Source organism: Yoonia sp. SWMV100 (genome assembly GCF_056108365.1).
The window spans coordinates 512,443-538,933 of sequence record NZ_JBWBAQ010000003.1 but is presented as its reverse complement, the minus strand read 5'-3'; the positions used below and the strand labels follow the sequence as shown (position 1 = coordinate 538,933).

At 57.7% G+C, this 26,491-nt stretch carries 23 protein-coding genes; 12 read left to right on the top strand and 11 right to left on the bottom strand.

The window, feature by feature from the left end:
• Positions 1-2: 2 nt before the first annotated feature.
• The 4 genes from ACXJGX_RS07470 to nirB are packed head-to-tail and all read right to left on the bottom strand — an operon-like array spanning position 3 to position 5,343.
• The gene (locus ACXJGX_RS07470) at positions 3-1,718 is read right to left on the bottom strand and encodes a bifunctional protein-serine/threonine kinase/phosphatase (RefSeq protein ID WP_474780169.1); all 1,716 of its coding nucleotides are present in this window, start codon (positions 1,716-1,718) and stop codon (positions 3-5) included.
• Between the two features lie 12 nt (positions 1,719-1,730).
• Positions 1,731-2,555 carry a formate/nitrite transporter family protein gene (locus ACXJGX_RS07465; RefSeq protein ID WP_474780167.1) on the bottom strand — a complete coding sequence of 275 codons (825 nt, stop codon included), beginning with the start codon at positions 2,553-2,555 and terminating at the stop codon, positions 1,731-1,733.
• A gap of 23 nt (positions 2,556-2,578) precedes the next feature.
• On the bottom strand, positions 2,579-2,899 hold the full coding sequence (gene nirD / locus ACXJGX_RS07460) for a nitrite reductase small subunit NirD (RefSeq protein ID WP_474780165.1): 321 nt from the start codon (positions 2,897-2,899) through the stop codon (positions 2,579-2,581).
• Positions 2,896-5,343 carry a nitrite reductase large subunit NirB gene (nirB, locus tag ACXJGX_RS07455; RefSeq protein WP_474780770.1) on the bottom strand — a complete coding sequence of 816 codons (2,448 nt, stop codon included), beginning with the start codon at positions 5,341-5,343 and terminating at the stop codon, positions 2,896-2,898. Before nirB ends, nirD begins: the two co-directional genes overlap by 4 nt.
• A gap of 800 nt (positions 5,344-6,143) precedes the next feature.
• Here nirB and ACXJGX_RS07450 point away from each other — a divergent pair.
• Together ACXJGX_RS07450 and nagB are read left to right on the top strand one after the other, a co-directional pair.
• Positions 6,144-6,536, top strand: a complete 393-nt coding sequence (locus ACXJGX_RS07450) for a RidA family protein (RefSeq protein WP_474780164.1) — start codon at positions 6,144-6,146, stop codon at positions 6,534-6,536.
• Positions 6,537-6,540: 4 nt separating this feature from the next.
• Positions 6,541-7,320 (top strand): glucosamine-6-phosphate deaminase, encoded by a 780-nt coding sequence (gene nagB / locus ACXJGX_RS07445; protein ID WP_474780162.1) that lies wholly within the window; start codon positions 6,541-6,543, stop codon positions 7,318-7,320.
• Here the strand turns inward: nagB and ACXJGX_RS07440 are convergent.
• The 6 genes from ACXJGX_RS07440 to ACXJGX_RS07415 all read right to left on the bottom strand — a co-directional run bounded on the left by ACXJGX_RS07440 (position 7,290) and on the right by ACXJGX_RS07415 (position 14,380).
• On the bottom strand, positions 7,290-8,030 hold the full coding sequence (locus ACXJGX_RS07440; protein ID WP_474780160.1) for a copper homeostasis protein CutC: 741 nt from the start codon (positions 8,028-8,030) through the stop codon (positions 7,290-7,292). The genes nagB and ACXJGX_RS07440 overlap by 31 nt on opposite strands.
• Entirely contained in the window at positions 8,027-9,217 is a 1,191-nt protein-coding gene (locus ACXJGX_RS07435) for an MFS transporter (protein ID WP_474780159.1), read from the bottom strand. The genes ACXJGX_RS07440 and ACXJGX_RS07435 overlap by 4 nt, the downstream gene beginning before the upstream one ends.
• 2 nt (positions 9,218-9,219) lie before the next feature.
• Positions 9,220-10,641 (bottom strand): M81 family metallopeptidase, encoded by a 1,422-nt coding sequence (locus ACXJGX_RS07430; protein WP_474780157.1) that lies wholly within the window; start codon positions 10,639-10,641, stop codon positions 9,220-9,222.
• 61 nt (positions 10,642-10,702) lie between these two features.
• A complete protein-coding gene (locus ACXJGX_RS07425; protein ID WP_474780155.1) occupies positions 10,703-12,610 on the bottom strand; it encodes a beta-N-acetylhexosaminidase in 1,908 nt (635 codons plus the stop codon).
• Between the two features lie 20 nt (positions 12,611-12,630).
• Complete coding sequence (locus ACXJGX_RS07420; RefSeq protein ID WP_474780153.1) at positions 12,631-13,401, bottom strand: SDR family oxidoreductase; 771 nt, start codon at positions 13,399-13,401, stop codon at positions 12,631-12,633.
• Positions 13,402-13,465: 64 nt separating this feature from the next.
• Positions 13,466-14,380, bottom strand: coding sequence for a MurR/RpiR family transcriptional regulator (locus ACXJGX_RS07415; RefSeq protein ID WP_474780151.1), 915 nt, complete (start codon positions 14,378-14,380; stop codon positions 13,466-13,468).
• A 201-nt stretch (positions 14,381-14,581) separates the two neighbouring features.
• Between ACXJGX_RS07415 and ACXJGX_RS07410 the strand changes: the two genes are divergently transcribed.
• The 10 genes from ACXJGX_RS07410 (at position 14,582) to ACXJGX_RS07365 (ending at position 25,350) form a co-directional block, all read left to right on the top strand.
• On the top strand, positions 14,582-15,088 hold the full coding sequence (locus ACXJGX_RS07410) for a hypothetical protein (RefSeq protein ID WP_474780149.1): 507 nt from the start codon (positions 14,582-14,584) through the stop codon (positions 15,086-15,088).
• A 2-nt stretch (positions 15,089-15,090) separates the two neighbouring features.
• The gene (locus ACXJGX_RS07405) at positions 15,091-16,596 is read left to right on the top strand and encodes a M81 family metallopeptidase (protein ID WP_474780147.1); all 1,506 of its coding nucleotides are present in this window, start codon (positions 15,091-15,093) and stop codon (positions 16,594-16,596) included.
• Positions 16,597-16,598: 2 nt separating this feature from the next.
• Positions 16,599-17,687 carry a D-TA family PLP-dependent enzyme gene (locus ACXJGX_RS07400; protein WP_474780145.1) on the top strand — a complete coding sequence of 363 codons (1,089 nt, stop codon included), beginning with the start codon at positions 16,599-16,601 and terminating at the stop codon, positions 17,685-17,687.
• A 9-nt stretch (positions 17,688-17,696) separates the two neighbouring features.
• Positions 17,697-18,839: an N-acetylglucosamine-6-phosphate deacetylase gene (nagA, locus tag ACXJGX_RS07395; protein ID WP_474780143.1), complete on the top strand. Its 1,143-nt coding sequence runs from the start codon at positions 17,697-17,699 to the stop codon at positions 18,837-18,839.
• A complete protein-coding gene (locus ACXJGX_RS07390; RefSeq protein ID WP_474780141.1) occupies positions 18,836-19,756 on the top strand; it encodes an ROK family protein in 921 nt (306 codons plus the stop codon). The genes nagA and ACXJGX_RS07390 overlap by 4 nt, the downstream gene beginning before the upstream one ends.
• Before the next feature lie 158 nt (positions 19,757-19,914).
• A complete protein-coding gene (locus ACXJGX_RS07385) occupies positions 19,915-21,078 on the top strand; it encodes a Gfo/Idh/MocA family protein (protein ID WP_474780139.1) in 1,164 nt (387 codons plus the stop codon).
• The gene (locus ACXJGX_RS07380; RefSeq protein ID WP_474780137.1) at positions 21,075-21,959 is read left to right on the top strand and encodes a carbohydrate ABC transporter permease; all 885 of its coding nucleotides are present in this window, start codon (positions 21,075-21,077) and stop codon (positions 21,957-21,959) included. The genes ACXJGX_RS07385 and ACXJGX_RS07380 overlap by 4 nt, the downstream gene beginning before the upstream one ends.
• A 9-nt stretch (positions 21,960-21,968) precedes the next feature.
• Positions 21,969-22,850 carry a carbohydrate ABC transporter permease gene (locus ACXJGX_RS07375; protein ID WP_474780135.1) on the top strand — a complete coding sequence of 294 codons (882 nt, stop codon included), beginning with the start codon at positions 21,969-21,971 and terminating at the stop codon, positions 22,848-22,850.
• 40 nt (positions 22,851-22,890) lie between these two features.
• A complete protein-coding gene (locus tag ACXJGX_RS07370; RefSeq protein ID WP_474780133.1) occupies positions 22,891-24,108 on the top strand; it encodes an ABC transporter substrate-binding protein in 1,218 nt (405 codons plus the stop codon).
• A 96-nt stretch (positions 24,109-24,204) separates the two neighbouring features.
• A complete protein-coding gene (locus ACXJGX_RS07365) occupies positions 24,205-25,350 on the top strand; it encodes an ABC transporter ATP-binding protein (RefSeq protein WP_474780131.1) in 1,146 nt (381 codons plus the stop codon).
• Here the strand turns inward: ACXJGX_RS07365 and ACXJGX_RS07360 are convergent.
• Positions 25,347-26,402, bottom strand: a complete 1,056-nt coding sequence (locus tag ACXJGX_RS07360; RefSeq protein WP_474780129.1) for an AbrB family transcriptional regulator — start codon at positions 26,400-26,402, stop codon at positions 25,347-25,349. The two genes, ACXJGX_RS07365 and ACXJGX_RS07360, sit on opposite strands and share 4 nt — an antisense overlap.
• Positions 26,403-26,491: the final 89 nt, after the last annotated feature.

The following is a 26,491-nucleotide window of genomic DNA, read 5'->3' as shown; positions in this document are numbered from 1 at the left end:
TTTTAAGATGAACGGGCAAGTAAAATCAGGCAAAGCAGCGCCAGCAGACCGGACAGGGTTTTCCAAAACCGTTCGGGATCGCGTTCCGCCAGCGGGCGTTTGTGGCGGGCCTGATAGCTGATGGATGGCGCACGCAGGTTGGCGGTGAATTCCGACAGCGCGTCATGGCGGCGCAGCGGGTCGGGGTTGACGGCCTTGCGCAGCGCATCATCCAGCCAGTCGGGGATCGGGTGGGCATCATCGCGGGCGTTGCGATACCGCAGGCTTTGCCGGTCGCGGGTGCTGCGGACCTTTGCGGCTTGGGTGCCATAGGGCAGATGCCCGGTCAGCATTTCATAGGCAATCACACCCACAGAAAACAATTCCGCGCGCCAACTGACCGCCTCGTTCGCGAAATATTCGGGGGCGGTGTATTGATAGGTGCCGGTGATCCCGTCATCGCCGCGTTCTGGTGCGGCCTCTTGCACCCCCGCAACAAAGGCCGCACCAAAGTCGATCAGTTTCACAACGCCGTCGCGTGTGATCATCACGTTTTCGGGGCGGATATCCTGATGCAGCATCTCACGGCGGTGAAATGCCCGCAGGCCTTTGATCAACTGTTCCAGAATATCGCGGACATCGCCCAAATCAGGTTTCGGGTTGTCGCGCATCCATTGGCGCAGGGTCTGGCCTTCGATGTAATCCAGCACAATATACAGTGCGGTGCGACGCCCGCTTGGTGGCGCGTGCAACACGTGTGGGCTGTCGATGCGCCGCGCGATCCATTCCTCCATCACCATTTTGCGCAGCGCATCGGAGTCGTCGGCCATATCAGGTCCGGGAATTTTTAGCGCGACCTTGGCCCCGTTTGGGTCTTTGGCCAGAAACAGGTGCGACCGGTGGTTCCCATGCAGGCTGCGCAAAATCTCGTAGTCGTCCAGCATGTCACCGACGCGGGGCAGCGGCGGAACGGGCAGTTGGACGTCGTTAAATCCCAGATCACTGTCCGTCAAGGCGTCGATCCGCAGGATCTGAAGGGTAAGGTTATCTGTCGAACCAGCCTCTAATGCGTCAGTGATGATCTGTTGGGCCGCGCTATCGAAATTCGGGCTGTCCCTGATTACTTGGGCCACACGGCTGGGACGCCAGAAATCATGCACCCCGTCAGTGGTCAGCAGGAAAATATCACCGGGGGTCAGGTCAACGGTGCGGTAGTCAATATCGACGTGGCCATCCGCCCCCATCGCGCGGGCCAACACGCTATGGCCCCCATAGGTGGCGCGGTGATCGTCGGTCAGCGGTTCAAGGCTTTGCCCGCTTAGCCGCCAAATCCGGCTGTCGCCCACATGAAACAGGTGCGCTGTGCGGGCTTTGATGATCATGGCGGCAAGGGTGCAAACATACCCGCGATCCACGTCCCCAATCCCTGTCAAAGATGATTGCGCCTGTAGCCAGGAGTTTGTTGCGGAAATCACCCGTGACGCAGCGGTTTTAACCGTCCAGCTGTCGGGAGTGTCATAATAATCTGTCAGCAAGGCTTTGACAGTGGTTTCCGCTGCGACCGCGCTTACTTCAGAGGTCGAGATGCCATCGGCAATGGCCAGCGTCACACCTTTTAACGCTAGCGCGCGCCCTTCGGGAAGGCGCGCACCATGGAAATCCTGATTTTCGGGTTTACTGCCAGCACTGCTCGCTTGCCCAAGGGTCACGCGCAGGGTCGTGGCTATATCCTTGGGCATACCGTGTTTCGCTTATTCTGCTGGTGTTGCGATGCTGCGCTTTGGCGATGTTTTGTAGTGGGTTGAATAGATCATCCCGCCAACAAATGTCAGACCGCCCACGAGGTTCCCCACAACGACCGGAATTTCATTATAGATGAAATAGTCTGCCCATGTGAATTCACCGCCCAGCATGATGCCCGATGGGAACAGGAACATGTTCACGATCGAATGCTCGAAGCCAAGGTAGAAGAACACCAGAATCGGCATCCACATCGCCATGATTTTTCCGGAAACAGATGTGGACATCATCGCGGCAACAACGCCTGTCGACACCATCCAGTTACACATCACGGCGCGGATAAAGACGGTCAACAGACCAGCGCCGCCAGCTTCGGCATAGCCCAATGTACGGGCTTCACCGATACGACCGATGGCCATGCCAACTGCGTTTGGTTCTTGGCTAAAGCCCATGGTAAAGATGATCGCCATAAAGACCGCCGTGGTCATCGCGCCCGCAAAGTTGCCCAGAAAAACAAGGCCCCAGTTCCGTAAAACGCCGTTCCACGATATGCCGGGACGCTTGGCTAGAATGGCCAAGGGCGCAAGCGTGAAAACGCCGGTCAGCAGATCAAAGCCTAGCAAATACAGCATGCAAAACCCGACCGGGAACAGGAGCGCGCCGATCAGCGGTTGCCCCGTGTTCACGTTGATGGTGACAGCAAAGGCGGCAGCAAGCGCCAGAATGGCCCCGGCCATATAGGATCGGATCAAGGTGTCCTTGGTGGACATCAGAACCTTAGATTCGCCGGCTTCGACCATTTTTGCGGCGAACTCCGCGGGTTGAACGTATGACATATTGGTGTCCCTGTTTTAGAAAATTAAAGACCAAGAAGGATGGTTGTGCCGTCCATTTTGATCGGGAATGTGGCTGTCTGACCTTCATCGGCGCCTTGTGCGGCCCCGGTTTCCAGCGAGATCACCCAATTGTGCAGCGGGCATGTGACGCAACCGTCATGGATGATCCCGTTGCTCAGTGGCCCGTTCTTGTGCGGGCATTTGTCTTCAAGCGCGTAAATATGGTCGTCAGATGTGCGGAAGATCGCGATGGTCATATCGCCGTTTTTGACGCGGCGTGCGCCCTGACGTGGAATGTCGCTGATCGACCCGATGGTGACCCAGTTTTTGTTCAAAGCGTTCATTCTGCGGCCTCCAACGACAGCTCTGCCATGGGCGCAAATTCGTGGGCGTCCTTGCCGCCAACAAATTCAGCCCAAGGGTCGACCTGTGCAAATTTCTGTGAAAATACAAAGCGTTCTAGGTATGCGGCGCGCGCGTCCAGATCATCAATGATTACGGATTTGATATAGTCATACCCGACGCGATCTGCCCATTTATAGATGCGTTCCAGATAATACCCCTGTTCGCGGTACATCTGGGTCAATGCCCCGATCACGGCGATACATTCCTCTTCGGTGGCGACTTTGCCCAGCAGGGATGTGCCTTGGATATGCAGACCGGCGGCGCCGCCATAAAGAATCTCGTAGCCGCTATCGACGCAGATCACGCCGATGTCTTTGCAGGTGGATTCAGCACAGTTTCGCGGGCAACCCGATACAGCCAGTTTCAGTTTGGCAGGTGCCCAAGACCCCCACAAGAACTGCTCTAATTTGACGCCAAGCCCGGTGGAATCTTGGGTGCCAAACCGGCACCATTCTTTGCCGACGCAGGTTTTAACAGTCCGCAACCCTTTGGCATATGCTGCGCCCGAAATCATTCCCGCCTGATTCAGGTCAGCCCAAACAGGGATCAAATCTTCTTTTTTGACGCCTAAAAGGTCGATCCGCTGACCACCCGTTACTTTCACAGTAGGGATTTTGAATTTGTCGGCAACATCCGCGATGGCGCGCAATTCGTCTGGGGTGGTCAGGCCGCCAAACATGCGGGGAACCACAGAATAGGTGCCGTCTTTCTGGATATTGGCGTGCACGCGTTCGTTGATGAACCGCGATTGTTGGTCGTCGACGTATTCACCGGGCCAATCGCTGACCAGATAATAGTTCAGCGCGGGGCGGCATTTGGCACAGCCTTCGGGTGTGGCCCATTCCAGTTCTTGCATGACGGCAGGAATAGATTTCAGACCCTTCGCCACGATCAAACGACGCACATCGCCATGGCTGTGCGTGGTGCAAGGGCACATACCCGCGCTTTCAGGGATGATGAACGTATCGCCCAACGTCAGCCCCATCAAATCCTGGACCAGCCCGGTACATGTCCCGCAAGACGCCGATGCTTTGGTGACCGCGCGCACGTCGCCCAGCGATGTCAGACCTTTGTCCTTGATCGCATTCACGATCATGCCTTTGGTGATGCCGTTGCAGCCGCAAATTTCGGCGTCATCCGCCAGACCCGCCACCATCGCCAGCGGATCAATTGCGCCGCCACCTTGATAAGCTTGACCAAAGATCAGGGTTTCGCGCATCTCGGCGATGTTTTCGCCGGACTTCAGCATCTCGTTATACCAGGTTGCGTCGGCAACATCGCCGTACAGAACCGCGCCGATGACCTTATCTTCCTTTAGGATAACGCGTTTGTAGGTACCCCGCATCGCGTCACGCAGAACGATATCTTCGCGGTCCGGCCCTTCGGCAAAATCACCGACGGAATACAGGTTCACGCCCGTCACCTTAAGTTTTGTTGGTGTTTCAGCGTGCACAAAGGCACTGTCTGACGGGCCCGCCAAATGGTCGGCGACGATTTTTGCCATGCGGTACAGCGGCGCAACAAGCCCGTAAACCATCCCGCCCACTTCGGCACATTCGCCAATCGAATAGATGTTAGGGTCCGACGTCCGCAGCGTGGCGTCGGTCACAATCCCGCGCCCGATTTCAAGGCCGGCGGATTTTGCAGGTTCCACGTTGGGCCGGATACCTACGGCCATGACAACCAAAGACGCATCAATAATGCGCCCATCGGCCAATTCGACACCTTCAACCTTATCGGTGCCAAGGATCTGCTTCGTATTGGCCTCGCAGATCACTTCGATCCCGCGCCCCTCAAGCTCGCGGCGCAGCAGATACCCTGCGGCACTGTCCAACTGGCGCTCCATCAGGGTGGGCATCAGGTGAATAACGGTCACATCCATGCCGCGCATTTTCAGGCCTGCTGCGGCCTCTAGCCCCAAAAGACCGCCACCAATGACCACAGCACGACCGCCAGCAGCCGAAGCTGCCATCATCGCCTCGGTGTCATCAAGATCGCGGTACGCCAGAACGCCGGGCAACTTGTGTCCCTCGACCGGGATGATGAACGGGGTCGATCCGGTGGCAATCACCAGCTTGTCGTAAGTTTCAATCGTGCCCTTATCGGATGTTACCGTGCGGGCATCGCGGTCAATGGCAACGATCTTTTCGCCCTTGTGTAGGGAAATCCCACGTTCGGCATACCAATCTTCGGTGTGGATGATGATGTCATCATATGTTTTTTCACCCGACAAAACGGGCGATAACATGATGCGGTCATAGTTCACGCGCGGTTCTGCATTAAAAATGGTCACGCGATACGCGTCGGTTGCGTCGAACAGATGTTCCAGCATCCGACCCGGCGCCATGCCATTTCCGATGATAATAAGGTGTTGTTTTTGCATGTTTGTCTCGGCTTGATAATGCCGGACGACAGGGTCGGTCACGGCGTAAGATGTCTGGCAAAGCGGCGGCAAATCTTGCGCACCCGCTCCTCGTTTCGAAGAGTATTCAGAATGAAACAGCGCCATTGCTGTTGGCCCGAAGGCCAAGATCGACATCACCACGCCGTTGCGGTGATCGGGCGAAAAGCCCAATAAAACTTGACGTTAATAGTTAATTCCCACCGAATTGTTTTTCACGCAATGGGCCAATGCTGCGTCGCAGAGTAAACCGGGCATTTTTTCGCGACAGAATGCCGAGATGCCGTTTTGGTATGCGCAAAACGGCAAAATCGCCCAATGTTCGGGCGAAAATGGTACGGCTGTTATTCCGAGGGTCAGTGCGAATCCAATGGGAATGGCATGACGTGATTTGCCAATTTGCGAAGCGTTTGCGCCCCGTATTCCACCGCGTCAAACCCAATGACCGTGGTCCGTCGCTGGAATGTCGGGTGCATCACGACTGCAACCAATCCCCTGCGATCTGCAAGGCGTGGACATTGAGCGGACAAATCCGCGTGCGGCCGTCGCGCCGCGAAACGATCAATCCGGCGGTTGCGAAAACGCCCAAGTGCGGCCTGAAAGTGCCAAGCGACACGGCGAATGACCGGGCAAGCGTAACAGGGTTGCGGCCGCGTTTCGCATTTGCGCAAAAACCTTGCTTTTTGCCAAAATTCTCAGTGACAAATCACCTTGTTTGCTTGCTGGTGAGCCTCTTTTTGGCTAGGGTAAAATAGAAAAACCCCCTTTATTTGGAGGACCTTATGTCCGAACAACGCCTGATCCGCTATGACACCGCCGACACACAGGCCGGTGGCCAAAAACGGCCCTTCGCCAAGGCCGTGCGCGCGGGCGATTATGTCCATATTTCTGGCCAGGTCCCGACCGTCGACGGTGAGGTTGTGACCGGTGGTATCGTGGCGCAAACCGAACAGGTGATTGCCAATATCAAAGAGGTTCTCGCGCTGGCCAGCTGCGGAATGGAGGATATCGTCAAGGTGAATTGCTGGCTTGACGATGCCCGCGATTTTTCTTCTTTCAATGCCGTTTTTGCGAAACATTTCGGGGCGAACCCCCCGGCCCGATCCACGGTGGAATCCCGGTTGATGGTCGATGCCAAGGTCGAAATCGACGTGCTGGCATGGAAGCCGCTGTAGTCTGATGAAGGTTTTGATCCATCAAACACAGGCGACCGCCGCAGATTGCGTCGCGGGCCTGTTCGCGGACCGCTTGGCGCAACAGCCCGAAACAGTTTTGGGCCTTGCGACCGGTGGCACAATGGAGGCGGTTTATGACCGGCTGATCACCCGCCATCAGGCAGGCGAAATGTCGATGGCGCAGGCGCGATCGTTCAATCTGGACGAATACGTGGGGTTGCGGCCCGATCACCCCTGTTCCTATTGGCACTACATGCGTGAAAAACTGTTCGATCACGTGGATATGCGCCCCAAATATGCGTTTTTACCCAAAGGCGACGCCGCCGACCCCGTCGCCGAAGCCGCCCGATATGAGGCTGCGATTGTAGAGGCGGGCGATATCGGTCTGCAATTGTTGGGTTTGGGTGCAAACGGTCACATCGGGTTTAATGAACCGACATCCAGCCTGTCATCGCACACGCGGATCAAAACTCTGACGCGATCCACCCGCGAGGCGAACGCGCGGTATTTTGAAACATTCGACGATGTGCCGCGTCTTGCGATCACGATGGGCATTGGCACAATTATGCGCGCCGATGAAATCGTACTGTTGGCGTTTGGCATGGGCAAGGCGGGTGTTGTTGCGAAAATGATCGAAGGTCCGATATCCGCCGCCTGCCCCGCGTCCATCCTACAAATGCACCGCAAGGTCACGGTTGTTCTGGACGTGGCAGCAGCAAGTGAACTTGCGCTGCGCACCTATTACGAAGAAGTTCACCCCGAAGTGCGCGATCCGGCGATCTGATCCAATGCTTTGCGCAGGGCGGCGACGCGGTTGGCGTCCGTCGCCCGTGCGCCATTGGGCTGAAAACCAAAGCCCTCGATTTTCGGGTTTTGCGGTATCGGGCTGGCGACGGAACAGGATGCATGCACTTCGGTCAGCGGCAAACGCGCCGCAAAATCCGCAATATTTTCGGCACTTACCCCGCTGCCCGGCATCACAGTGATGTTGTGTGTCGACATCTGTGCCAGACGTTCAATCCCGGCCAATGCATTTTGCGCGCCGCCCGATGACAACACCCGTGTGATCCCCAAATCACGGCAAATTCCCAACGCGGCATCCACATTCGGTGTCAGGTCAATTGCGCGGTGTAATGTGATGTCCAGACCTGCGGCCGCGTTTACCAGATCAGCCAGTGTTTCGCTGTCCAACCGCCCATCTGGCAGCGATGCGCCAATGACCACCCCGGCAAGACCGGCATCGCGAACCGCCTCGATTTCTGCGATCATCGCCCGGCGTTCATCGTGCGTCCAAACGAAATCCCCGGCGCGGGGACGGATCATAACCATGGCAGGCAAGGCGGCTTCGCGCGCGATTTTCAGCAGCCCGGTCGATGGGGTCAGCCCCCCCAGCGCGAGCGCCGCGCAAAGCTCAATGCGGTCCGCGCCGCCCTTCGCAGCCGCAGTAATTCCGGCAATATTGTCCACGCATACTTCCAATATGATCCGTGTCATGCGCGTTTTTTCTCCAGAACAATCAGCAACACCGCACCACCGCAGCCTGCGATCCCGCTTAATACTGCGGCCAGACCGTAGCCGCCAAAACCCGTGCCGATGGCAAAAATGAACGCGCCGATCCCGCCGCCAGCGCAGACGTTAACCGCAATCAGCGATGCAGAAAGACCCGGACGGTCGCGGATCAGGTCCAACAGATAACCGATCGGTAGTGAGATGATACCAGCAGCTGCAAACCCCGCGAGACAACTGGCAAGGTACACATGCCAAGGTGCGCTGGCCATCGCGATCCCCGCCAGATAGGCAAGATAAAGCGCGGAACAGATCAGCAACGCATGCGTGATCGCCAGCGTTCGGGTGGCGCGTGCCCAAAACACCATGAATATGACTTCGATCACCGCAACAATCCCGACCAGATACCCCACGTCTTCGGGCAGACCGTTTGCACGCCCTGTTACGATCAGCGGCAGTACCGCGCCGTTGATATGCAGAGTTTGGCTGATCAGCGCGACACCCAAAACCCGCGCCAACAGACCGGGGGACATAATCAGGCGCAGGTCTTGCACCGCAGGCGCACGGCTGGTGGCGGCTGGCTTTGCATCTCGTTCCAGCCAGAACGTCACCGTCAGAAAAATGCCCGCCGCAACCAATGCCGCAATCAAATAGGCGGCGATCATGCTGCTTTGCCCGCGCAGCAACAGCCCCACGGCACCGGGCATCACCACCCACGACAGCGAAATCATAATCCGCATCAGCGCATTTGCGATCCGCGCTTCGTCTTCATCAAATCGGGACGCATGGGCGCGCACATTGCCGAACAACATCGAATTCATCGTGTGAAACATGGCAAGCGGTGCCAGCGTCGCGATCGCGAATGTGGTTACTGACGGCACCGCCCAAACCATCCCGTAGCCCAACACGCCAAAGCAGCTGACAAAAATTAACGGCCGTCGATAGCTTTGGAAACGGTCCGAGATCATACCAACACCAATTGCCATCACGACATTGGCGACAGCGGCACACAGTGCGACCGCGGCATAGGCGCTATCGCTCATTCCCAGTTCGCGAATGGCAATCAGGGATTGGTAAGGTGACGTTGCCGCGCCCGCGAACCCATACAGGAATATCGCCGCAGCAGATGCGCGCACCACACGATGCCGGCGCAAGATGGCGAACCATGGACCCATGATCAGGCCTTGAACCGGGCTGAAGGCAGGGCGATTGGCGTGTAACCGGCGGGGGTATCAAACGGCAGTGTGCCTTTGGCGCGGTGGATGTTGGCAAGACACGGGATATCTTGGTTAACAACACCGTCCGTCAGTGCCATCAGGTTGGGATTAGCAATTGGTGCAAGGTCCGGGGACAGATACCCTGATTTGACGACCAGCATCGCCACTGTTTCCGGGTCGAGCCCGAGTGCGGTGAAATCGGCAATGTTATGATAGGGACGGCGGCGCGCGGCCAAGACAACTGTGATGCCGCCAATCCGCACCACCGCCTGTCGGTCGCCGTCAAGCAGCGTGATCACCTGCGCGTTTGCGGTGACGCGCCCCCCCGCAGGATCAAGTGATGCACCGATTTTCAACGGAATCGTCGCGCCCACCCCTGCCGCAAAACAGGCGTCAACTGCCGGTCGATCCGTGATCCCTGCGATCAGCGCGTCTTGCCAATCGCGTGCGATCAACGCCGCCAACACATCAGCCCGGTCGCCCACGCCGCCACCGGTCGGGTTGTCGCCACTATCGGCCAGGATCACCGGGCGAGTCGTGGCCGCCGCCGCAATATCCAGCATTTCATCCAATCCTCCGGTTGTGGGGCCAAAACGAAATGCATCGCGGGCCTCCCAGAACGCGGTTGCAATCGCGCGACCCGCTGTCTTTGCGGCTGCGATGCTGGTTCCGGTCACCACAGCACAGGCCGTCGCGCGGGGCTCATCCGCCCAAACATAGCCAATCATCAAATCTGTGCGCCAGACATCGTCGTTTTCAAAAGTCGGCAGGGCCGCATAAAGCGACCGCCCCGGTTCATCTTCGGTTGATGACCGCTCGCCCGGCAACAAATGGGGCACGGGAACCCGCACCACACCCGGGCGCGTGCCGGTTTCCAGCGCATGTATCAGCATTTTGAAGGATGTGGTCATCGTGGCGGCAACGTCGATATGCGGCGCTGTGCGGTAGGCCGCAAAAATGTCGATGTGATCCACGATTTTTTGCGACAGGTTGCCGTGCAGATCATAACTGACAGCGATCAACATATCGGGCCCGACGGATTCGCGCACGGCGGAAATCCAATCGCCCTCGGCGTCGAACATACCATCCACATGCATCGCGCCATGCATCGCCAAATACACTGCGTCAAATGGTTTCGCCGCCTCAAGCCGTTCCAGAAATTCCGACTTGAGCACCACATATGTATCCAGCGACACCGGACCCCCCGGCACGGCACGCGCGTGCAACAGCGGGGCGACCGTTGCGGGAAAGTCCTGCAAAAATGCGAAGTAAGGATCCGTGGTCAGGTCGCCCCCACGCATGACCCGAAAGTCGTCGATCTGCATCAAAACAGGGGAATACGTCGAACATTCGGTATGAATGCCGCCAACAGCGATGCGCATGGTTTTGGTCCTTTGGAAGCCTACGAAAGAGGGCAAGGGGGCCGCAACCGGCCCACCCTGATCACAGTTCGGGATGTAAACGCACCTGACGGGCAAAACGCAGCCAGTCTTTGTTGTCTTTTTGGGTCCACGCGGCTTCGGCTACTGCGCTAAGGCGGGGAAAAACAAGGTCGTTGAACCACTGCCGTGTCGTGAAATGTTCGCACCAGATGCACGATTGCACACCGCGCATTTGACCGCGCAGTTCCGGCGGAAAATCACCTTCGGCTTCGTAATTATAGGTCTGTTCCGGCGGGACAGGTCCGGCCCATCCGGCGCCATTTTCCAGCCAATCGGCCCCTTGCACCATGTCCAGATAATAGGCCTGACCGGGGGTCATGACGACATCGTATCCTTTTTGCGCCAATTCAATCCCGACTTTGGGGTTTTCCCATGCCATCAGCAGCGTGTCTTCGGGCGGGACGCCGCCGCCATGGGCGATCTCGTTCCAGCCGACCATGACCTTGCCGCGCGCGGTCAGCATTGCCTTGATCTCGCGCAAGAACCAGCTTTGCAGTTCAAAGGTGCCTTGCAGCCCTTCCTTTTCCATCAGCGCCAGTGCCAAGGGCGACGTCAGCCATGCGTTGTGCGCCACCTCGTCGCCGCCGATATGGATATATTTGGATGGGAAAATCGCCCCAATTTCGTCAAAGACGGTTTCCAGCACCGTAAAGGTTTCCGGCACCGCAGGGTTCAACGCGTTGTTGAAATAGCCTTGGACAGGGTAATAGCTGTTCGCAGGCTCGTCTGGGTCAATAAGGAAAGGCAGCGCTGCCAAAACTGCAGCCGCGTGGCCCGGGGTTTCGATTTCGGGCATGACATCAATCCCCAGCGCACCCGCATGGGCGACAACGGAGCGCATCTGGTCTTGGGTATAGTAACCATGCCGGGTTTCTGCGCCGTCACCCAGTTGCGGTAGCATGCCCGCGACATCCGCACCGCGCGTGGCGCCTGCCTTCGTCAGTTCGGGATAGGCCAAAATTTCCGCGCGCCAGCCTTCGTCATCGGTCAGGTGCCAGTGGAATTGGTTCATCTTGTGCCATGCAAGGATATCAACAACGCGCAACACCTCGTCAAAGGTCCAGAAATGCCGCGACACATCCAGATGGCAGCCGCGCCAGTCATATCGCGGCGCATCAGTGATTTCGCCACTGGCGGGGAATTGAAATTCCGGGTCTGTGAACGCGCCGTGCATCATTTGCGCCAAAGCGATCAGCCCATAGCGTCGCCCCGCGTCCGCGCTGGCCGTCAGGGTAATTTTGTCACCAAAGTCTAGGCGGTATCCTTCTTTGGGCAGGGACGGGTCGTTTGCGAATTGCAGCGCGCGTGCGCCCAGCGCCGCAGACAATTGAAAGACGCATGGTGCGGTCGGAAACAGACGCGTATGCAGGGCATCGACCGCCAGCATCAGACGTTTGTCCGCAACCGACACGCCATCAGCGGCAAAAATAATGACGGGGGCGGCACCTGCAGTGGCTTCAATCTGATTGGGCCATGGCAGCAGGGCAAACGGCAGCGTCAACCGGCCATCCGGAAGACGCGGTTGCGGGCGCACAGGCGCCGCACCCGCATGCATCAAATCGCTGACTTGCACGGCGATATGTGTGCCATCAGCCTGTGTGACCCAAGCCGTTTTGGCCGCGTCGTTGCGGTGAAAAGGCGACCGGTTGATGCCGGTCACGCAAAAGGTCCAATTGTCGCCGGGTGCAATGGGGTTCGCATCCACAGGCGCAAACTCATGGAAATTCGCGTCGCGGCGCAGGAATTTCGCCCCGGTCAATTCATGTGTTGGCATGATCCGGGTGATCGACGTCAGCGACAATTTGAAATCAGTCAGCGGTGTATCCGACAGGTTTGTCAGGGTGACGGTCCACGTGCCGTCAGGCGCGGGCGCTGGGTGCCACGCGTTCTCTAGAAAATAGGTCATCATTTGGTCCTGTTGGCGGGGGATTAATAATCGTCAGATTGGCTAAATGTACGGGCAAGCGCCGGGATGCCCGCCGTCAGGCCACAATCGACAGGCAGGCAAACCCCCGTGATCGCAGCAGCAAGCGGAGAGGCAAGGAACCCGACCGCCTCTGCCACATCGATGGGGTTCACAATCCGGCCCAGCGCATAGTGTTCTGCGGCTTCGTCAAAAACCTTGGGGTTGGCGACAGCGCGGTCTTCCCAGGCTTGGGTGCGGACGGTGCCGGGCGCGACGGCGTTGGCACGAATGCCGTATTTTCCGTATTCCACTGCGATCAGCTTGGTCAGATGGATCATGCCCGCCTTTGCGGCTGAATAGGCGGGGTGTCCGAACACGCCCATGCCATTGACCGACGCGATGTTCACGACGGCACCTTTCGCCGCGATTAACTGGTCCGACAGCGCCTGAAACACCAGAAACGCACCATCAAGGTTCAAGGATCGATCGAATTTCCAGTCTGCCACTGATGCGCTTTGCAGACTGACGGCACAGGATGCGCCGGCATTGTTCACCAGCGTCACCAGATCACCCATCGGTCCGGTCAAAGCGGCCAATGCGGCACAGCTATCGGCGTCCGTTACATCAAGATGCATGGGGACAAATTTTGCACCCAACTGCTTGGCGGCACTTTTGGCCGCCGCCAGATCCAGATCGGCTAGAATGATAACATCGTGATCGCTGGCCAGACGCGCAGCGATCGCGCGGCCAATGTCACCCGCGCTCCCGGTAATGATAGCAAGGCGAGACGCCATGTGTTCCCTCGTTCGCGGCTTGTGAATCGGACCGGCGCGGCCACGCGCACGCCGGATGATATGCTTAGTCGCCCAAGATTTGACTGTCGTCGCCGCCATCGCGTTGCTTGACCAATTGCTCTTTGATGCCGCGCAAGATGCGTGTGGATTTGGCGCGGTCCTGATAGGCCACAAGGTTGGCGATAATGTCGACGACGGCCAACGATGCGTAACGTGTTGATGTCGCGCGGAAAATATTCTGCCCTTCTGGTAGGTTTACCGAAATCACCACATCCGCTACTTCGGCCAGTGGCGACCCGGCTTGCGTCAGCGCGATGGTGGGAATCCCGCGTTCGCGCAGCAGTGCAAAACAGTTGGTCAATTCTTGGTTGCGGCCCGACACCGAAGACCCGAAAACCACAGTTCCCGCTTGCGCGGCAGCCGAAAGCATCAGGTTCATACCGTGGTCATTGGACGCCGAAATGCGTGCGCCCAAACGGAACAACCTGTTTTGCAGTTCGTTCACAATCATCGATGAATTGCCGCCCGACCCGAAGGCATAGATCATTTCAGCCTTGGCCAGCAGCGCCACGGCCGCATTGACGTTATCCAGATCAAGGGTGCGGTGCATTTCATACAATGCGTTTTGTGCTTTGGTGACGATGTCTTCGGCGACTTGCACGGGGGTGGTGGTCACCGATTCCGGCTTGAGATAACGCAAGCCCACATAGGCGCTTTTGGCGAGCTGCACTTTGAAATCCGAAAAAGACGCACAGCCCAACCGGCGGCAAAACCGTGTGACCGTCGGTGGCGATACGCCTGCACGCGTCGCGATATCGGTGATCGACGCGTTGGTGGCGTAATTGACATCTGCCAAAACCGACTCGGCCAGCTTTTTTTCCAAGACGGACAATCGCCCGTCTTCATCCGCGAGCGCGACGATCAGATTGCCAGCGGATGTGGTGCCAGCCGCCAGCGAGAAATCAGAAGGATCAGTCATTGTTATTCCTTGCCGCGGGGCGGCCCTTTCGCAATTGTCGTCTTTCAGGGACTGTGCAAGACAATCAACCCCCGCGTCGAGACCAAATTTTGGGCGCTCACGAAATTCATTTTCGTGATTTATGCTCATTGAGCCATAATCGGCTAGATTTTTCCAGTGAAATTGTATCAAAGTAGAAATGAATTTCACAGGATGATGAAAATGACGACTTTGCGTGACCCTTTCCTTAACCCATTTCCTGCGGGCGATACAGATCGCTCTACGATCTGGGAGATGCTCGTGCCGCGCGACATCGACGCATTTGTCACTGCGGATTGGTCGGCGGTGGCCGCAGACTTCATCACCGAGAACTTTACCGGGATCAGTGGTCATTTTCAGGACGACCCAAATAAATACGATTTGGCCTATCCCACTTTGGACGCCTACCGCACCGACTGGTTGAAGCAGGCGCATGATTTTGCGGCGCGGCGCGATGCGGGTGTTTATGCGGGCGATCCGCGGACCGGGATTTACAACGCCACCCGTCTGGAAGAGATCGAAATCACCGGCGACACCGCATTGGTCCGCAAGAAATTCGATGGGCACCTTGCCCGCACGGATGGCCCAAATGAACGGATGAACTGGCAGACGCTCTATTGGTGCCGCCGCCAAGATGGCCGTTGGAAGATCGCCGGGTTTGTAGGATATCTGCCTTATATCAAGGAATAATAATGACCGTATCCACACCAAAGCGCGTCTTTGTGGCGGCCATGGCCACCGAAACGAACACGTTTTCGCCTATCGTGGTTGACCGGCGCGCGTTCGAAGAATCGTTCTATGCTGCGCCCGGCACACACCCCGCGACCGCAACCCTATGCACCGCGCCCATCCCTGTGGGCCGCAAGGTCTGCGCCGAACAAGGTTGGACCCTGATCGAAGGCAGCGCCGCATGGGCTGATCCCGCAGGTCTGTTGTCCGGGCCCGCCCACCAAGAGTTGCGCGACGAAATCTTGACCCAGTTGCGGGCAGCGATGCCGGTTGATGCGGTTGTGCTGGGTTTGCACGGCGCCATGGTGGCCCAAGGGTGCATCGACCCCGAAGGTGATTTGCTGGCGCGGGTGCGCGAAATTGTTGGTCCCGACGTCCTTGTGTGTGCTGAACTTGACCCACACAGTCACCTGACCGCGAAACGCGTGGCTGCGGCGGATTTCTTTGTGGTATTCAAGGAATTCCCTCATACCGATTTCGTGGAACGTGCCGAAGACCTTTGGTCGCTGGTCGTCGATACACTGTCGGGCAAGATCACCCCGGTGATGTCCACCTATGACTGCCGGATGATTGACGTGTTCCCCACATCGCGCGAACCGATGCGCAGCTTTGTCGACCGGATGATCGCGCTTGAAGCATCTGATCCAATGGTGCTGTCGGTCTCTGCTATTCACGGCTTTATGGCGGGTGATGTGCCTGAAATGGGCACCAAGATGATCGTCGTCACCGACAATGCCGCCGCACATGGTGCGGCGCTGGCTGAACGATTGGGGCAGGAATTATTCGCGAACCGCGGTAAACATATGATGCCGTCGCTGGATGAACGCGCCGCAGTCGCTGCCGCGATGAAACCGCATTCTGGCCCTGTGGTGCTGGCAGATATGTGGGATAATCCCGGTGGTGGTACGGCAGGCGACGGGACGCTGGTGCTGCGTGAACTGATGGCGCAAGGGGCCACTGGTGTGGCCATTGGCACCATTTGGGACCCGATCGCCGTAAAGCTTTGCATGGTTGCTGGCATAGGTGCGGTGATGCCGCTGCGGTTTGGCGCGAAATCCGCGCCGATGACGGGCGACCCGGTTGATGCGCTGATCAAAATTGTCACCATGTCCGAGGATGCAGCCATGGTCTTTGGCGAAAGCGTGGTGCCGTTCGGGCCTGCCGTGCGGATTGCCCTGCTTGATACCAGCGGCGCAGAAATCGGGATCGAGGTAATCTTGAACACCGTGCGCGCCCAAAGCTATGACCCGTCACTGTTCACGGCGCTGGGCATCGACCCGTTGGCGCAAAAGATACTGGTGATCAAATCCACCAATCATTTTCACGCCGCTTTCGCCCCGATCGCGGCAGAAATCTTGTATTGTTCGGCGGGCAAGCCTTATCCTAACGATCCGGCGACCAACCCCTATCGTTTCGTGCGCACAGATATCTGGCCGCGCATCGACAACCCCTTTGCGCAAGAGGACTGATTTTGGATTTTCCTTGGCCTCTTATTGGTACGCCTTTGGCGGATGTCATCACCCCGATGCCGGTCATCGACGAAGACAGGCTTGCCGCGAACATCACGCGCGCGCAGGACTACATGACCGCGCAGGGCAAGGCGTTTCGCCCCCATATCAAAACCCACAAAATTCCCGCCGTCGCCCGACAACAGCTGGACGCAGGCGCGGTCGGTATCAATTGTCAGAAAGTCACCGAGGCCGAAGCCTTTGCCGACGCGGGCTTTGATGACATCTTGATCACCTATAACATCCTCGGCGCGGCGCGTTTGGCGCGGCTTAAGGCGCTGAATGATCGGGTCGCCACATTGCGGGTGGTGGCGGATAACGTAACAACCATCGCCGGGCTGTCGGCGGCGTTTGCAACGGGAAAGCCCCTGTCGGTGCTGGTCGAATGCGACACCGGTGCCGGGCGATGCGGTGTGCAATCGCCCCGTGATGCGGTTGCGCTGGCGCGGCAGATCAGCGATGCGCACGGTCTGCGCTTTGGCGGGCTTTTGACCTATCCTGCTGTCGGTGGTGCTGCGGTGGTCGAGGCATTCTTGCAAAACACGATGGCCGCGCTGTCCGATCTGGGTATCGACTGCCCGGTGCGATCGAACGGCGGTAGCCCGGACCTGTTTGCGGCCCACCTAGTCCCCAGTGCGACAGAACATCGCGCGGGCACCTATGTGTATAACGACCGTTCTATGGTGCGGGCCGGGGAATGCAGCGTGGACGATATCGCGATGCATGTGCTGGCGACGGTGGTGTCACGGCCCACACCCACGCGGGCCGTGCTGGATGCGGGGTCAAAGGCGCTGACCTCTGATTTGCTTGGGTTTGCTGACCACGGTGAAATTGTGGGACTGCCCGGCGCGCGGATCGTGTCGCTGTCCGAAGAACACGCCGTTGTCGACCTGACAGATTGCACCGCGCCATTGCCCGTTGTTGGCGCGCAGGTCCGTGTCATCCCAAACCACACCTGTGTGGTGTCCAACCTGTTCGACTGCATGGTGTTTCACCGCGATGGCATCGTCACCCGCGTTGAACAAGTGGCGGCGCGCGGCACGGTTTGGTAAGGTTGGCATATGACACAGCACACTGCCTTTCACGCTCCTCGCATTTTTGACGGTACCACATGGCATAGCGATGCAGCACTACTGGTCGCTGCTGGGCGCGTGACGGGTATTGTGCCCGCACATGACGCGCCTGACGGGGTGCAGGTTGCAGGCGCGATTGTGCCGGGGTTGGTCGATCTTCAGGTTAACGGCGGCGGTGGGGTGCTTTTCAACAACGACCTGACCCCCGATGCAATCGGCACCATCTGCACCGCCCATGCTGGCTATGGAACGACATCGGTCATGGTCACGCTGATCACCGATACCGCCCAAAGCACTGATGTGGCTTTCGCTACCGGACGGGATGCGCGCCACACGCCCGGTTTTCTGGGTCTACACCTTGAGGGGCCGCATCTGGCGCTTGCCCGCAAAGGCACCCATGATCCTGCGCTGATCCGACCCATGGATGCCAGTGATCTTACGGCACTGGTCGCGGCGGCAGGTACGGTTGACCATATGATCTGCACTATCGCGCCCGAATCCGCGACGCTGGATCAGGTTGCGACATTGGCACAGGCGGGTATCATCGTCAGTCTTGGTCATACCGGCTGCGACCATGCGACTGCACGCGCGTATGCCGATGCCGGTGCAACAATGGTCACGCATCTTTTCAACGCGATGGGCCAGATGGAACATCGCGCACCGAACCTTGTGGGGGCCGCGCTGGATGACGGGCGGCTGTGGGCGGGGCTGATCGCCGACGGGTTTCACGTGGCCGATGCAGCGATGCGCATTGCATTGCGTGGCAAAGCAGGCCCCGCAGGCATGTTTTTAGTGTCGGACGCCATGTCGACCGTTGGCAGCGATTTTACCCGGTTCACATTAAACGGGCGCCTGATTTACCGCGCCGACGGGCGGTTGACGCTGGCTGATGGCACGCTAGCCGGTGCGGATATCGCATTGATCGATGCAGTGCGTTACCTGCATCAATCGCTGGGGCTGCCGCTTGATCTTGCGTTGAACCTAGCGGCGCTGGCACCTGCACGCGCGATGGGAATCACCGACCGTGGCCATCTTGGGCCGGGTGCCCACGCAGACTTTTTTAACCTGACCGCTGATATCCGGGCAGATGGCACATGGATTGCCGGACAGAAAATCGAGGGCCAAGTATGATCCTGTGCTTTGACATCGGTGGCACCGCCATCAAAGTGGCCGAAGCCTATGGCGCCGACAAAGTGATCCCCAAAGGGCGGGTCACAACACCGACCGAAAATTTCGACAGCTTCGTCACCGTGTTGCGCGACGCCATCGCGAAGGCAAACGTGCGCCCGCAGGTGTTGGCGTTTTCGTTGGCGGGTGTGCTGGACCCTGACAGCGGTATCGCGACCGTCGCCAATATTCCCTGCCTGACGGGGCGTCGGTTGCAGGCCGACCTCGAGGTTGCTTTGGGCTTGCCTGTTGTTCTGGCCAATGATGCCGACTGTTTTGCGCTGGCCGAGGCAACAGTGGGCGCTGGGCGCGGCCACGACGTGGTTTTTGGCCTTATTCTTGGCACCGGCGTTGGCGGTGGCGTTGTTGTGCGGGGGCAGTTGATCAACGGGGCTGGCGGCTTTGCGGGTGAACTGGGTCATGGCCCCATCGCGCAGCGCGTGTTCGATGATCCTGCCGTGACGTTGCCTGCCTTTGCTTGCGGGTGCGGGCAGGTTGGGTGTTTGGATGCGATATGTTCAGCGCGCGGGTTGGAAAGGTTGCACCATCATTTGCACGGCACACGATTGTCCAGCACAGCAATCGTGACCGGCTGGGAAGACAATGACCCCCAAGCTGCGCAAACGATCGCGATCTGGCTTGCGCTGCTTTCGGGGCCGCTTGCGGTGATGGAAAACATGTTGGGGGCCGGTATTGTCGCGGTGGGTGGCGGGATGTCGAATGCGACCGGGCTGATCGCTGCACTTGACGCTGCGGTGCGTGAAAAATGTCTGCGACGATTCGCGCGACCACTGGTGGTGCCTGCTGAATGCCCAATTGAACCCGGTCTTGTTGGGGCGGCCATTCTAGGGTTGCAACGTTGCGGGACAGTTGCCGCCTAGGCGGCAGTCCAGTTTCACCGAAGCGCTGTTTTTTTAGCAATACGTGAAAACGAATTACATACATCTAGAATTAAATCACAATTTTATGAATATTTCTTGACGGTACAGGGCGTTTTGCCGCAGGGTTAGAAAAAGAATTTCTTCACAGGGGGTGCGACATGAAAGTCGCCATTATCGGTCTTGGCTACCGTCTTGGGTATCTTGGATACGTCTTTCGCGAGATGGACCCGGACTTTGAGATCGTCGGTTACTTTGATCCTGCACCCGCTGGTATGGTCACCCTGCAAGAGCACGGGATCAGCGCGGGGACGCAGTATGCATCCCCCCAAGAGCTTATCAAAGCGGGCGGTTATGACCTCCTGATGATCGGATCGCCCAATCACCTGCACCTTGACCATATCCGGCTTGGCCTTGAGGCAGGCAACAAAGTCTTTTCCGAAAAGCCGATCGTTTCAACGATTGAACAAACCTATGAATTGGCCGCCTTGATGGGCAAATGCGGACCGGAAAACCTGATGGTCGGCCTCGTGCTGCGCTATGCCCCGCTATATCGTGACCTGATCGCGGCGCGCGACACGGGCATGCTGGGCGATATTGTTTCGGTCGAAGCTGCTGAACATATCTATCCCTACCACGGCGCGTTCTTCATGCGTGATTGGCGGCGTTATGAAAAATGGTCGGGCAGTTTCATGCTTGAAAAATGCTGCCACGATCTGGACCTGTACAACGGGCTGATCGGTGCGCGCCCCGAACGCGTCGCCAGCTTTGGTGGGCGCAAGACCTTCATTCCCGCCAATGATCCGCGCAACGACGGCATCAACGATCTGGACATCTTTCACCGCAAACCGTCCGGCTGGAACGGGTCCGACAAGGTGTTCGACAGCGATGGCGATATTATCGACTATCAGGTGGCGATCATCGAATACGCCAACGGGGTGGGCATGAATTTCCACACCAACCTGAACGCCCCCGACCAGTTTCGCCGCTTTGCTGTTTTTGGCACCAAAGGTCAGGCCGAAGGCGACTTTATCCGTGCGAATTTCAAGGTCACGGATGTGCTGACCGAAGAAACCAAGATCGACAAAGTCTACGCCGAAAGCAAATTGTCCCAACATTATGGTGCCGACGAAGAAATGGCGGCCAAGGTGATTGCGCACACGATGCATGGCGGGCCGCTGCCGGTGTCACCGCTTGACGCGCTCGAGGCTGGGATCCTTGCACTGGCCATGGATGATGCGCGGCGCAGCAAACAAGTGATCGACATGCGCCCGATTTGGGACCGGTATGACAATGCGCTTGTGACCAAGGAATTTGTTGCATGACCCAGAACCGCGCAGCTTGGTATTTTGCGTGGGCGCTGCTTGCCCCGGCGATTTTATATGTTTTGGTGATTGTGGCATGGCCGCTGGTCGAAACCTTTCGGCTGTCATTCACCGACGCATCGCTGCGCAAAACAACCAACTACGTCGGCTGGCGGAATTATCTGAAAATTTTTGACAAGGATTTCCTGGAAATCATCATCCGCACCTTCACATGGACCTTCTTTTCCGTGCTGCTGAAAATGGTGATCGGAACCTGTGGCGCAGTGCTGTTAAATTGCGCCGTGCCGGGTCGGAACCTGTTCCGCATCCTGACAATGCCGCCATGGATCGTGCCAATGGCCATCGGGATTTTCATGTGGGGCTGGATGTATAACGGCCAATTCGGGATGATCTCCGGCCTGCTGCAACGCTTTGGCCTGTCGGATGGACCTGTCGTGTTTCTAGCCTACGGAAATAGCGCATATTGGGCCACGATCATTACCGACGTCTGGATTGGCGTGCCGATGGTCACGATCTATTTTCTGGCGGCAATCCAGTCGATACCGCGCGACCTTTACGAGGCGGCATGGACCGACGGTGCCAGCCGTTGGATGCGGTTCCGGCGAATTACGGTGCCGCTGATGGCGCCTGCCATTATCACCATGTCCATGCTGTCATTGATCGCAACCTTCAACAGCTTTGACATCATCTGGATCCTGACCCAGGGCGGGCCATCTGGCAGCACCACCACCATGATCATCGACACCTACCATACGGCCATAGGGTCTAAAAAATACGGCGAAGGCGCCGCGCGCGCTGTGGTGATTTGCATTTTCTTGTCGCTGTTCTGCGTCGCTTACTTCCGCATGACCCGCAAACTCGCGGCATCCGAGAAAGCATAGGGGGGAACCATGGCACGTCTATCCTTTCGGTCCAAAGAAACCCGGGCAATGATCGATCGCTATAGCTGGGGCGAATTGATCGCGATCTATCTTGGTATCGCGCTGTTCTTGTTTTTTATGTTGGCCCCCTTCATCGAAGGGTTCCTTGTCAGCCTGAAACCGCTGTCGCAGCTGTTTTCATCACCCTATTCGTTCTGGCCCGAAAACGGGTCATTCGAGGCGTACCGCACGATGTGGATCAGCGTTCCAAGCTTTGGCCGCTATATCTTTAACTCGCTGTTGATTTCCGTCATTTCAACCATCATCGTTCTGATCCTTGTCGTGCCTGCGGCCTATGCCTTTGCCCGGTTCAAATTCAAAGGGATGGCAATGGTGCTGGGTGCATTCCTTGCGGTGTCGATGTTTTCCGGCGCGGTCTTGCTGATCCCGCTGTTCCGGTTGATGCGCACACTGGGGCTGCTGAACACCTATTACGCGATGATCGTACCGGGTGCTGCGTTCCTGATCCCTTCGGCGATCTGGCTGCTGCGCACCTATATGATGCGGATTCCGATCGAGCTGAACGAAGCCGCCTATATGGATGGCGCATCGCAGTTCTACACGTTTCGCCGCGTGATCCTGCCGATTGCCCGTCCGGGGATCATCGTGGTGGCAATCATGACCTTTATCGGGGCCTATGCGCAGCAGTTCATCTTTGCGCTGACCTTCAACTCTAAGACCGAATATATGCCGCTGCCGGTGGGCCTGTTTGCGTATTTCGGCAAACAAGAAGTGATCTGGAACGAACTGATGGCCGCTAGTTTCGTCGGGATTGCCCCGGCCATGGTCATCATCTTTTTCCTCCAACGCTATCTTGTCGGCGGGCTGACCGCTGGCGCGATCAAACAATAAGAAACGAAGCAACAACCAACAACCAACCGGGAGACGACACGTGACAACACTTGCACAAAAAAGCCTGATCGGCCTGATGCTGGCCGGCACTACCGCCCTGCCATCCTTTGCTGACGATATCAGCTGGATCTATTGCGGTGATAAAATCGACCCAGTCCATGAACAATACATCGCCGAATGGGAGGCCGCCAACGAAGGTTGGACTGTCACCCCAGAAGTGGTCGGTTGGGCCCAATGCCAAGACAAGGCAACGACGCTGGCCGTTGCGGGCAGCCCTGTCGCCATGGCTTACGTTGGCTCGCGCACGCTCAAGGAATTCGCGCTGAATGAATTGATCGTGCCCGTGCCGATGACCGAGGAAGAACAGGCATCTTATTACCCGCACATCGTGGATACCGTCACGTTCGAGGGCACACAGTGGGGCGTCCCGATCGCCTTTTCCACGAAGGCGTTTTACTGGAACAAAGACATCTTCGCAGAGGCTGGCCTTGACCCCGAAACGCCGCCGACCACCTGGGAAGAAACCATCGATTTTGCGCGCCAGATCACCGAAAGCACCGACAAGGCCGGTTACGGTTTGCCCGCGAAAACCATGGACAACACCATGCACCAGTTCCTGCACTGGGTGTATACAAATAACGGTCAGATCATCGACGCAGATGGCAACATCACGATGGACAGCCCGCAGGTTCTTGCAGCGCTTCAGGCCTATCAGGACATCACGCCGTATTCCGTCGAAGGTGCGACCGCCTATGAGCAGAACGAGATGCGCGCGATCTTTCTTGATGGTTCGGTGGGCATGATCCAGACCTCTGTCGGTGCCGCATTCCTGCTGGAAGACACCGACATCAACTGGGGTGTGACCGACCTGCCGACGGGCCCCGATGCCAACGGTCCGGGCACGCTGCTGATCACTGACTCGCTCGCGATTTTCGCTGGCTCTGGTGTGGAAGAGAAGGCGATGGAATTCGCTAAATTCATCACATCCTCTGTGGTGCAAGAAGCCTATGAAGGCGGCGGCGCAGCCAGCCTGACACCGCTCCGCCCCGGTGCAGCAGTGGATGAAATGCTTGCGAATGGCCCATATTGGCAGCCATTTATCGACGGCATCGCCTTTGGTGGACCAGAGCCACTGTTCACCGACTACAAAGGGTTCCAGAATGTCATGATCGACATGGTGCAATCTGTCGTGACCGGCGACGCTGAACCCGCTGCCGCGTTGACCAAGGCCGCAGCAGAGCTGGAAGAGTATAAATAAGCGTCCCCCAGAGTGGTCCAGCCGCCGCGCTTTGGTGGCTGGACTGCATTTGCCCACCCTTGGGCGCCCGATATTTCTAACCGCTAGGAGACCCCCTTGGGCCAGCTTTCTTTGAAAAACGTCGTGAAAACCTTTGGTGATTTTGAAGTCGTAAAAGGCGTTTCATTGGACGTACACGAAGGCGAATTTGTCGTATTCGTCGGCCCGTCCGGCTGCGGAAAATCGACCCTATTGCGCATGGTTGCGGGCCTTGAACATACGACAGCGGGCGACATCGTGATCGATGGCAAACGTGTGAACGATTTGGCCCCGGTGAAACGCGGCATTGCGATGGTGTTCCAGTCCTACGCGCTTTATCCGCATATGTCTGTCTATGAAAACATCGCGTTCCCCCTGCGGGTCGAACGCGCACCCGAATCCGAAATTCGCGCCAAAGTCGAAGCCGCCGCCGCGATCTTGCATCTTGAATCGCACTTGCACCAAAAACCCGGCAACCTGTCTGGTGGTCAGCGCCAGCGCGTTGCCATTGGCCGCGCCATTGTGCGCCAGCCCGAAATTTTCCTATTTGATGAACCGCTATCAAACCTTGACGCCGCTTTGCGTGCCGACATGCGGATCGAATTGACCCGGCTGCACAAACAATTGGGCGCCACCATGGTTTACGTCACTCACGATCAGGTCGAGGCGATGACAATGGCCGACCGGATTGTGGTATTAAACGGTGGCTATATCGCCCAAGTCGGCGCCCCGCTCGCGCTGTATCACAAACCGGAAAATACCTTTGTTGCCGGGTTTATCGGTAACCCGCGGATGAACTTTTTGCCGGTTACCGTCTTGTCGACATCGGACGACGGCATCACGGTTGATCTGCAAGGTCAGCCCCTGACCATCGGTGTTGGCGTGCCTGCCGAAAAACGAAGCGCCCTGATTGGGACAAACATAACGCTGGGCATTCGACCCGAACACATCTCGCTCGACGGGGGCAACGCCGCGATGACGGTCACACCCGCGGTGGTGGAACACCTTGGCCAGCAAACCATAGGCTACGCCACGCTTCCGGGGCGCGAAGAACATTTCTGTTTTGTCCTGACAGGCACCCGATTTATCGAAGACGACGCGCCCGTGACTGTGTCATTCGCAACAACAGATTGCCATGTGTTCGACGCTGACGGTCAGGCCTTTGAGCGCAAGATAAACCTGTCGGAAATGACCGATGTTGTTGGGCAAATTCAGATGCCTTAACGGCGGCGCCAGCTGAAAGCCAATGGCGCCATCGCTATCACCATGGTGATCCTGAAAATATGCATCAGCGACACATAGGTGACGTCCTGATCCAGCGCGAGCGCAAGCAGCGACATTTCGGTCAAGCCACCGGGGGAATAGGCAAGAAAGGCTTGGCTGACGGGGACGCCGGACGCCCACGCGATCATCACAGCAAACACAATAGCGACAGCTAGCATCACAAGCGTGGCTAGTGTGGCTAAAGCCAAATCGCGGCCGACTTGGTCAAAGGTCGCGCCCGCAAACCGTGTGCCAATGATTGTGCCCAATGTCACCTGCGCCAAGATAATCATCAAGGTTGGCGGTGGGACGTCGACCCAGCCAATAAAATGCGCGATTCCGCTAAGGATCATCGGGCCGAAAATTGGCGCGGCGGGCAGTTTCGCCCAATGGCCCAGCCATGTGCCCGCTGCAGCACAGACGCCAAGGATCGCATAATCAGCAACGCTGAGCGCATCCAGTGACACCCAGCGTGCGGCGCTGCGCGACCCGCTGTTGACCCCCAGAACCAGCCCGAAAAACAGCGCGACAAAGACGATGACCACCAAAATACGCGCCGCGTGGGCCAGCGCAATCCGGCGTTCATCACCCCCTGCTTCAGCGCCCAAAACCACCATGTCGTTCAGCCCGCCGGGCATCGACGCGTAAAATGCAGTCACAGTGTCATAGCCACCCAGCTTGCGATACACCGTGAATGATCCCGCCGCTGCGCTGCCCAAGAACAGTGGCAGCAGCAGCACCGTCAGAGACCATGTCGCGACATGATCCAAAATTTGCGGCGTTACGCCCGCGCCCAAAAGTACGCCGATGATCGGAATTACAAAAGGACGCAGCTTTACCGGCGCGCGCACCGGGATGCGCGACATCGCCGCCACCGTATTGCCAATCAACGCACCCAACATCCACGGCAGTGGCAAGCCCGCCAGATACGCCGCCACGCCGCAAACGATACCAATCGTCAGGGCCAGCATTTGATTGCCTAACCCTGCAACCGCGCGGTTTATGAATGGCATAGGGTGATCCTTGGTGGGTGCCTACCACTGCAATATGATGCGAAACCTACAGGGTCAACGAACCCCGTTACTTGGCCGCCATGCAGTTG

Bases quoted from the DNA above. Each gene is read 5' to 3' on its own strand.
- nirD (WP_474780165.1), bottom strand. From the start codon at position 2,899: ATGAACGCTTTGAACAAAAACTGGGTCACCATCGGGTCGATCAGCGAC.
- ACXJGX_RS07360 (WP_474780129.1), bottom strand. From the start codon at position 26,402: ATGCCATTCATAAACCGCGCGGTTGCAGGGTTAGGCAATCAAATGCTG.
- ACXJGX_RS07380 (WP_474780137.1), top strand. From the start codon at position 21,075: ATGACCCAGAACCGCGCAGCTTGGTATTTTGCGTGGGCGCTGCTTGCC.
- ACXJGX_RS07470 (WP_474780169.1), bottom strand. From the start codon at position 1,718: ATGCCCAAGGATATAGCCACGACCCTGCGCGTGACCCTTGGGCAAGCG.
- ACXJGX_RS07440 (WP_474780160.1), bottom strand. From the start codon at position 8,030: ATGACACGGATCATATTGGAAGTATGCGTGGACAATATTGCCGGAATT.
- ACXJGX_RS07435 (WP_474780159.1), bottom strand. From the start codon at position 9,217: ATGGGTCCATGGTTCGCCATCTTGCGCCGGCATCGTGTGGTGCGCGCA.
- ACXJGX_RS07410 (WP_474780149.1), top strand. From the start codon at position 14,582: ATGACGACTTTGCGTGACCCTTTCCTTAACCCATTTCCTGCGGGCGAT.
- ACXJGX_RS07405 (WP_474780147.1), top strand. From the start codon at position 15,091: ATGACCGTATCCACACCAAAGCGCGTCTTTGTGGCGGCCATGGCCACC.
- ACXJGX_RS07450 (WP_474780164.1), top strand. From the start codon at position 6,144: ATGTCCGAACAACGCCTGATCCGCTATGACACCGCCGACACACAGGCC.
- nagA (WP_474780143.1), top strand. From the start codon at position 17,697: ATGACACAGCACACTGCCTTTCACGCTCCTCGCATTTTTGACGGTACC.
- ACXJGX_RS07465 (WP_474780167.1), bottom strand. From the start codon at position 2,555: ATGTCATACGTTCAACCCGCGGAGTTCGCCGCAAAAATGGTCGAAGCC.
- nirB (WP_474780770.1), bottom strand. From the start codon at position 5,343: ATGCAAAAACAACACCTTATTATCATCGGAAATGGCATGGCGCCGGGT.
- ACXJGX_RS07415 (WP_474780151.1), bottom strand. From the start codon at position 14,380: ATGACTGATCCTTCTGATTTCTCGCTGGCGGCTGGCACCACATCCGCT.
- ACXJGX_RS07390 (WP_474780141.1), top strand. From the start codon at position 18,836: ATGATCCTGTGCTTTGACATCGGTGGCACCGCCATCAAAGTGGCCGAA.
- ACXJGX_RS07420 (WP_474780153.1), bottom strand. From the start codon at position 13,401: ATGGCGTCTCGCCTTGCTATCATTACCGGGAGCGCGGGTGACATTGGC.
- ACXJGX_RS07425 (WP_474780155.1), bottom strand. From the start codon at position 12,610: ATGATGACCTATTTTCTAGAGAACGCGTGGCACCCAGCGCCCGCGCCT.
- ACXJGX_RS07385 (WP_474780139.1), top strand. From the start codon at position 19,915: ATGAAAGTCGCCATTATCGGTCTTGGCTACCGTCTTGGGTATCTTGGA.
- ACXJGX_RS07375 (WP_474780135.1), top strand. From the start codon at position 21,969: ATGGCACGTCTATCCTTTCGGTCCAAAGAAACCCGGGCAATGATCGAT.
- ACXJGX_RS07430 (WP_474780157.1), bottom strand. From the start codon at position 10,641: ATGCGCATCGCTGTTGGCGGCATTCATACCGAATGTTCGACGTATTCC.
- nagB (WP_474780162.1), top strand. From the start codon at position 6,541: ATGAAGGTTTTGATCCATCAAACACAGGCGACCGCCGCAGATTGCGTC.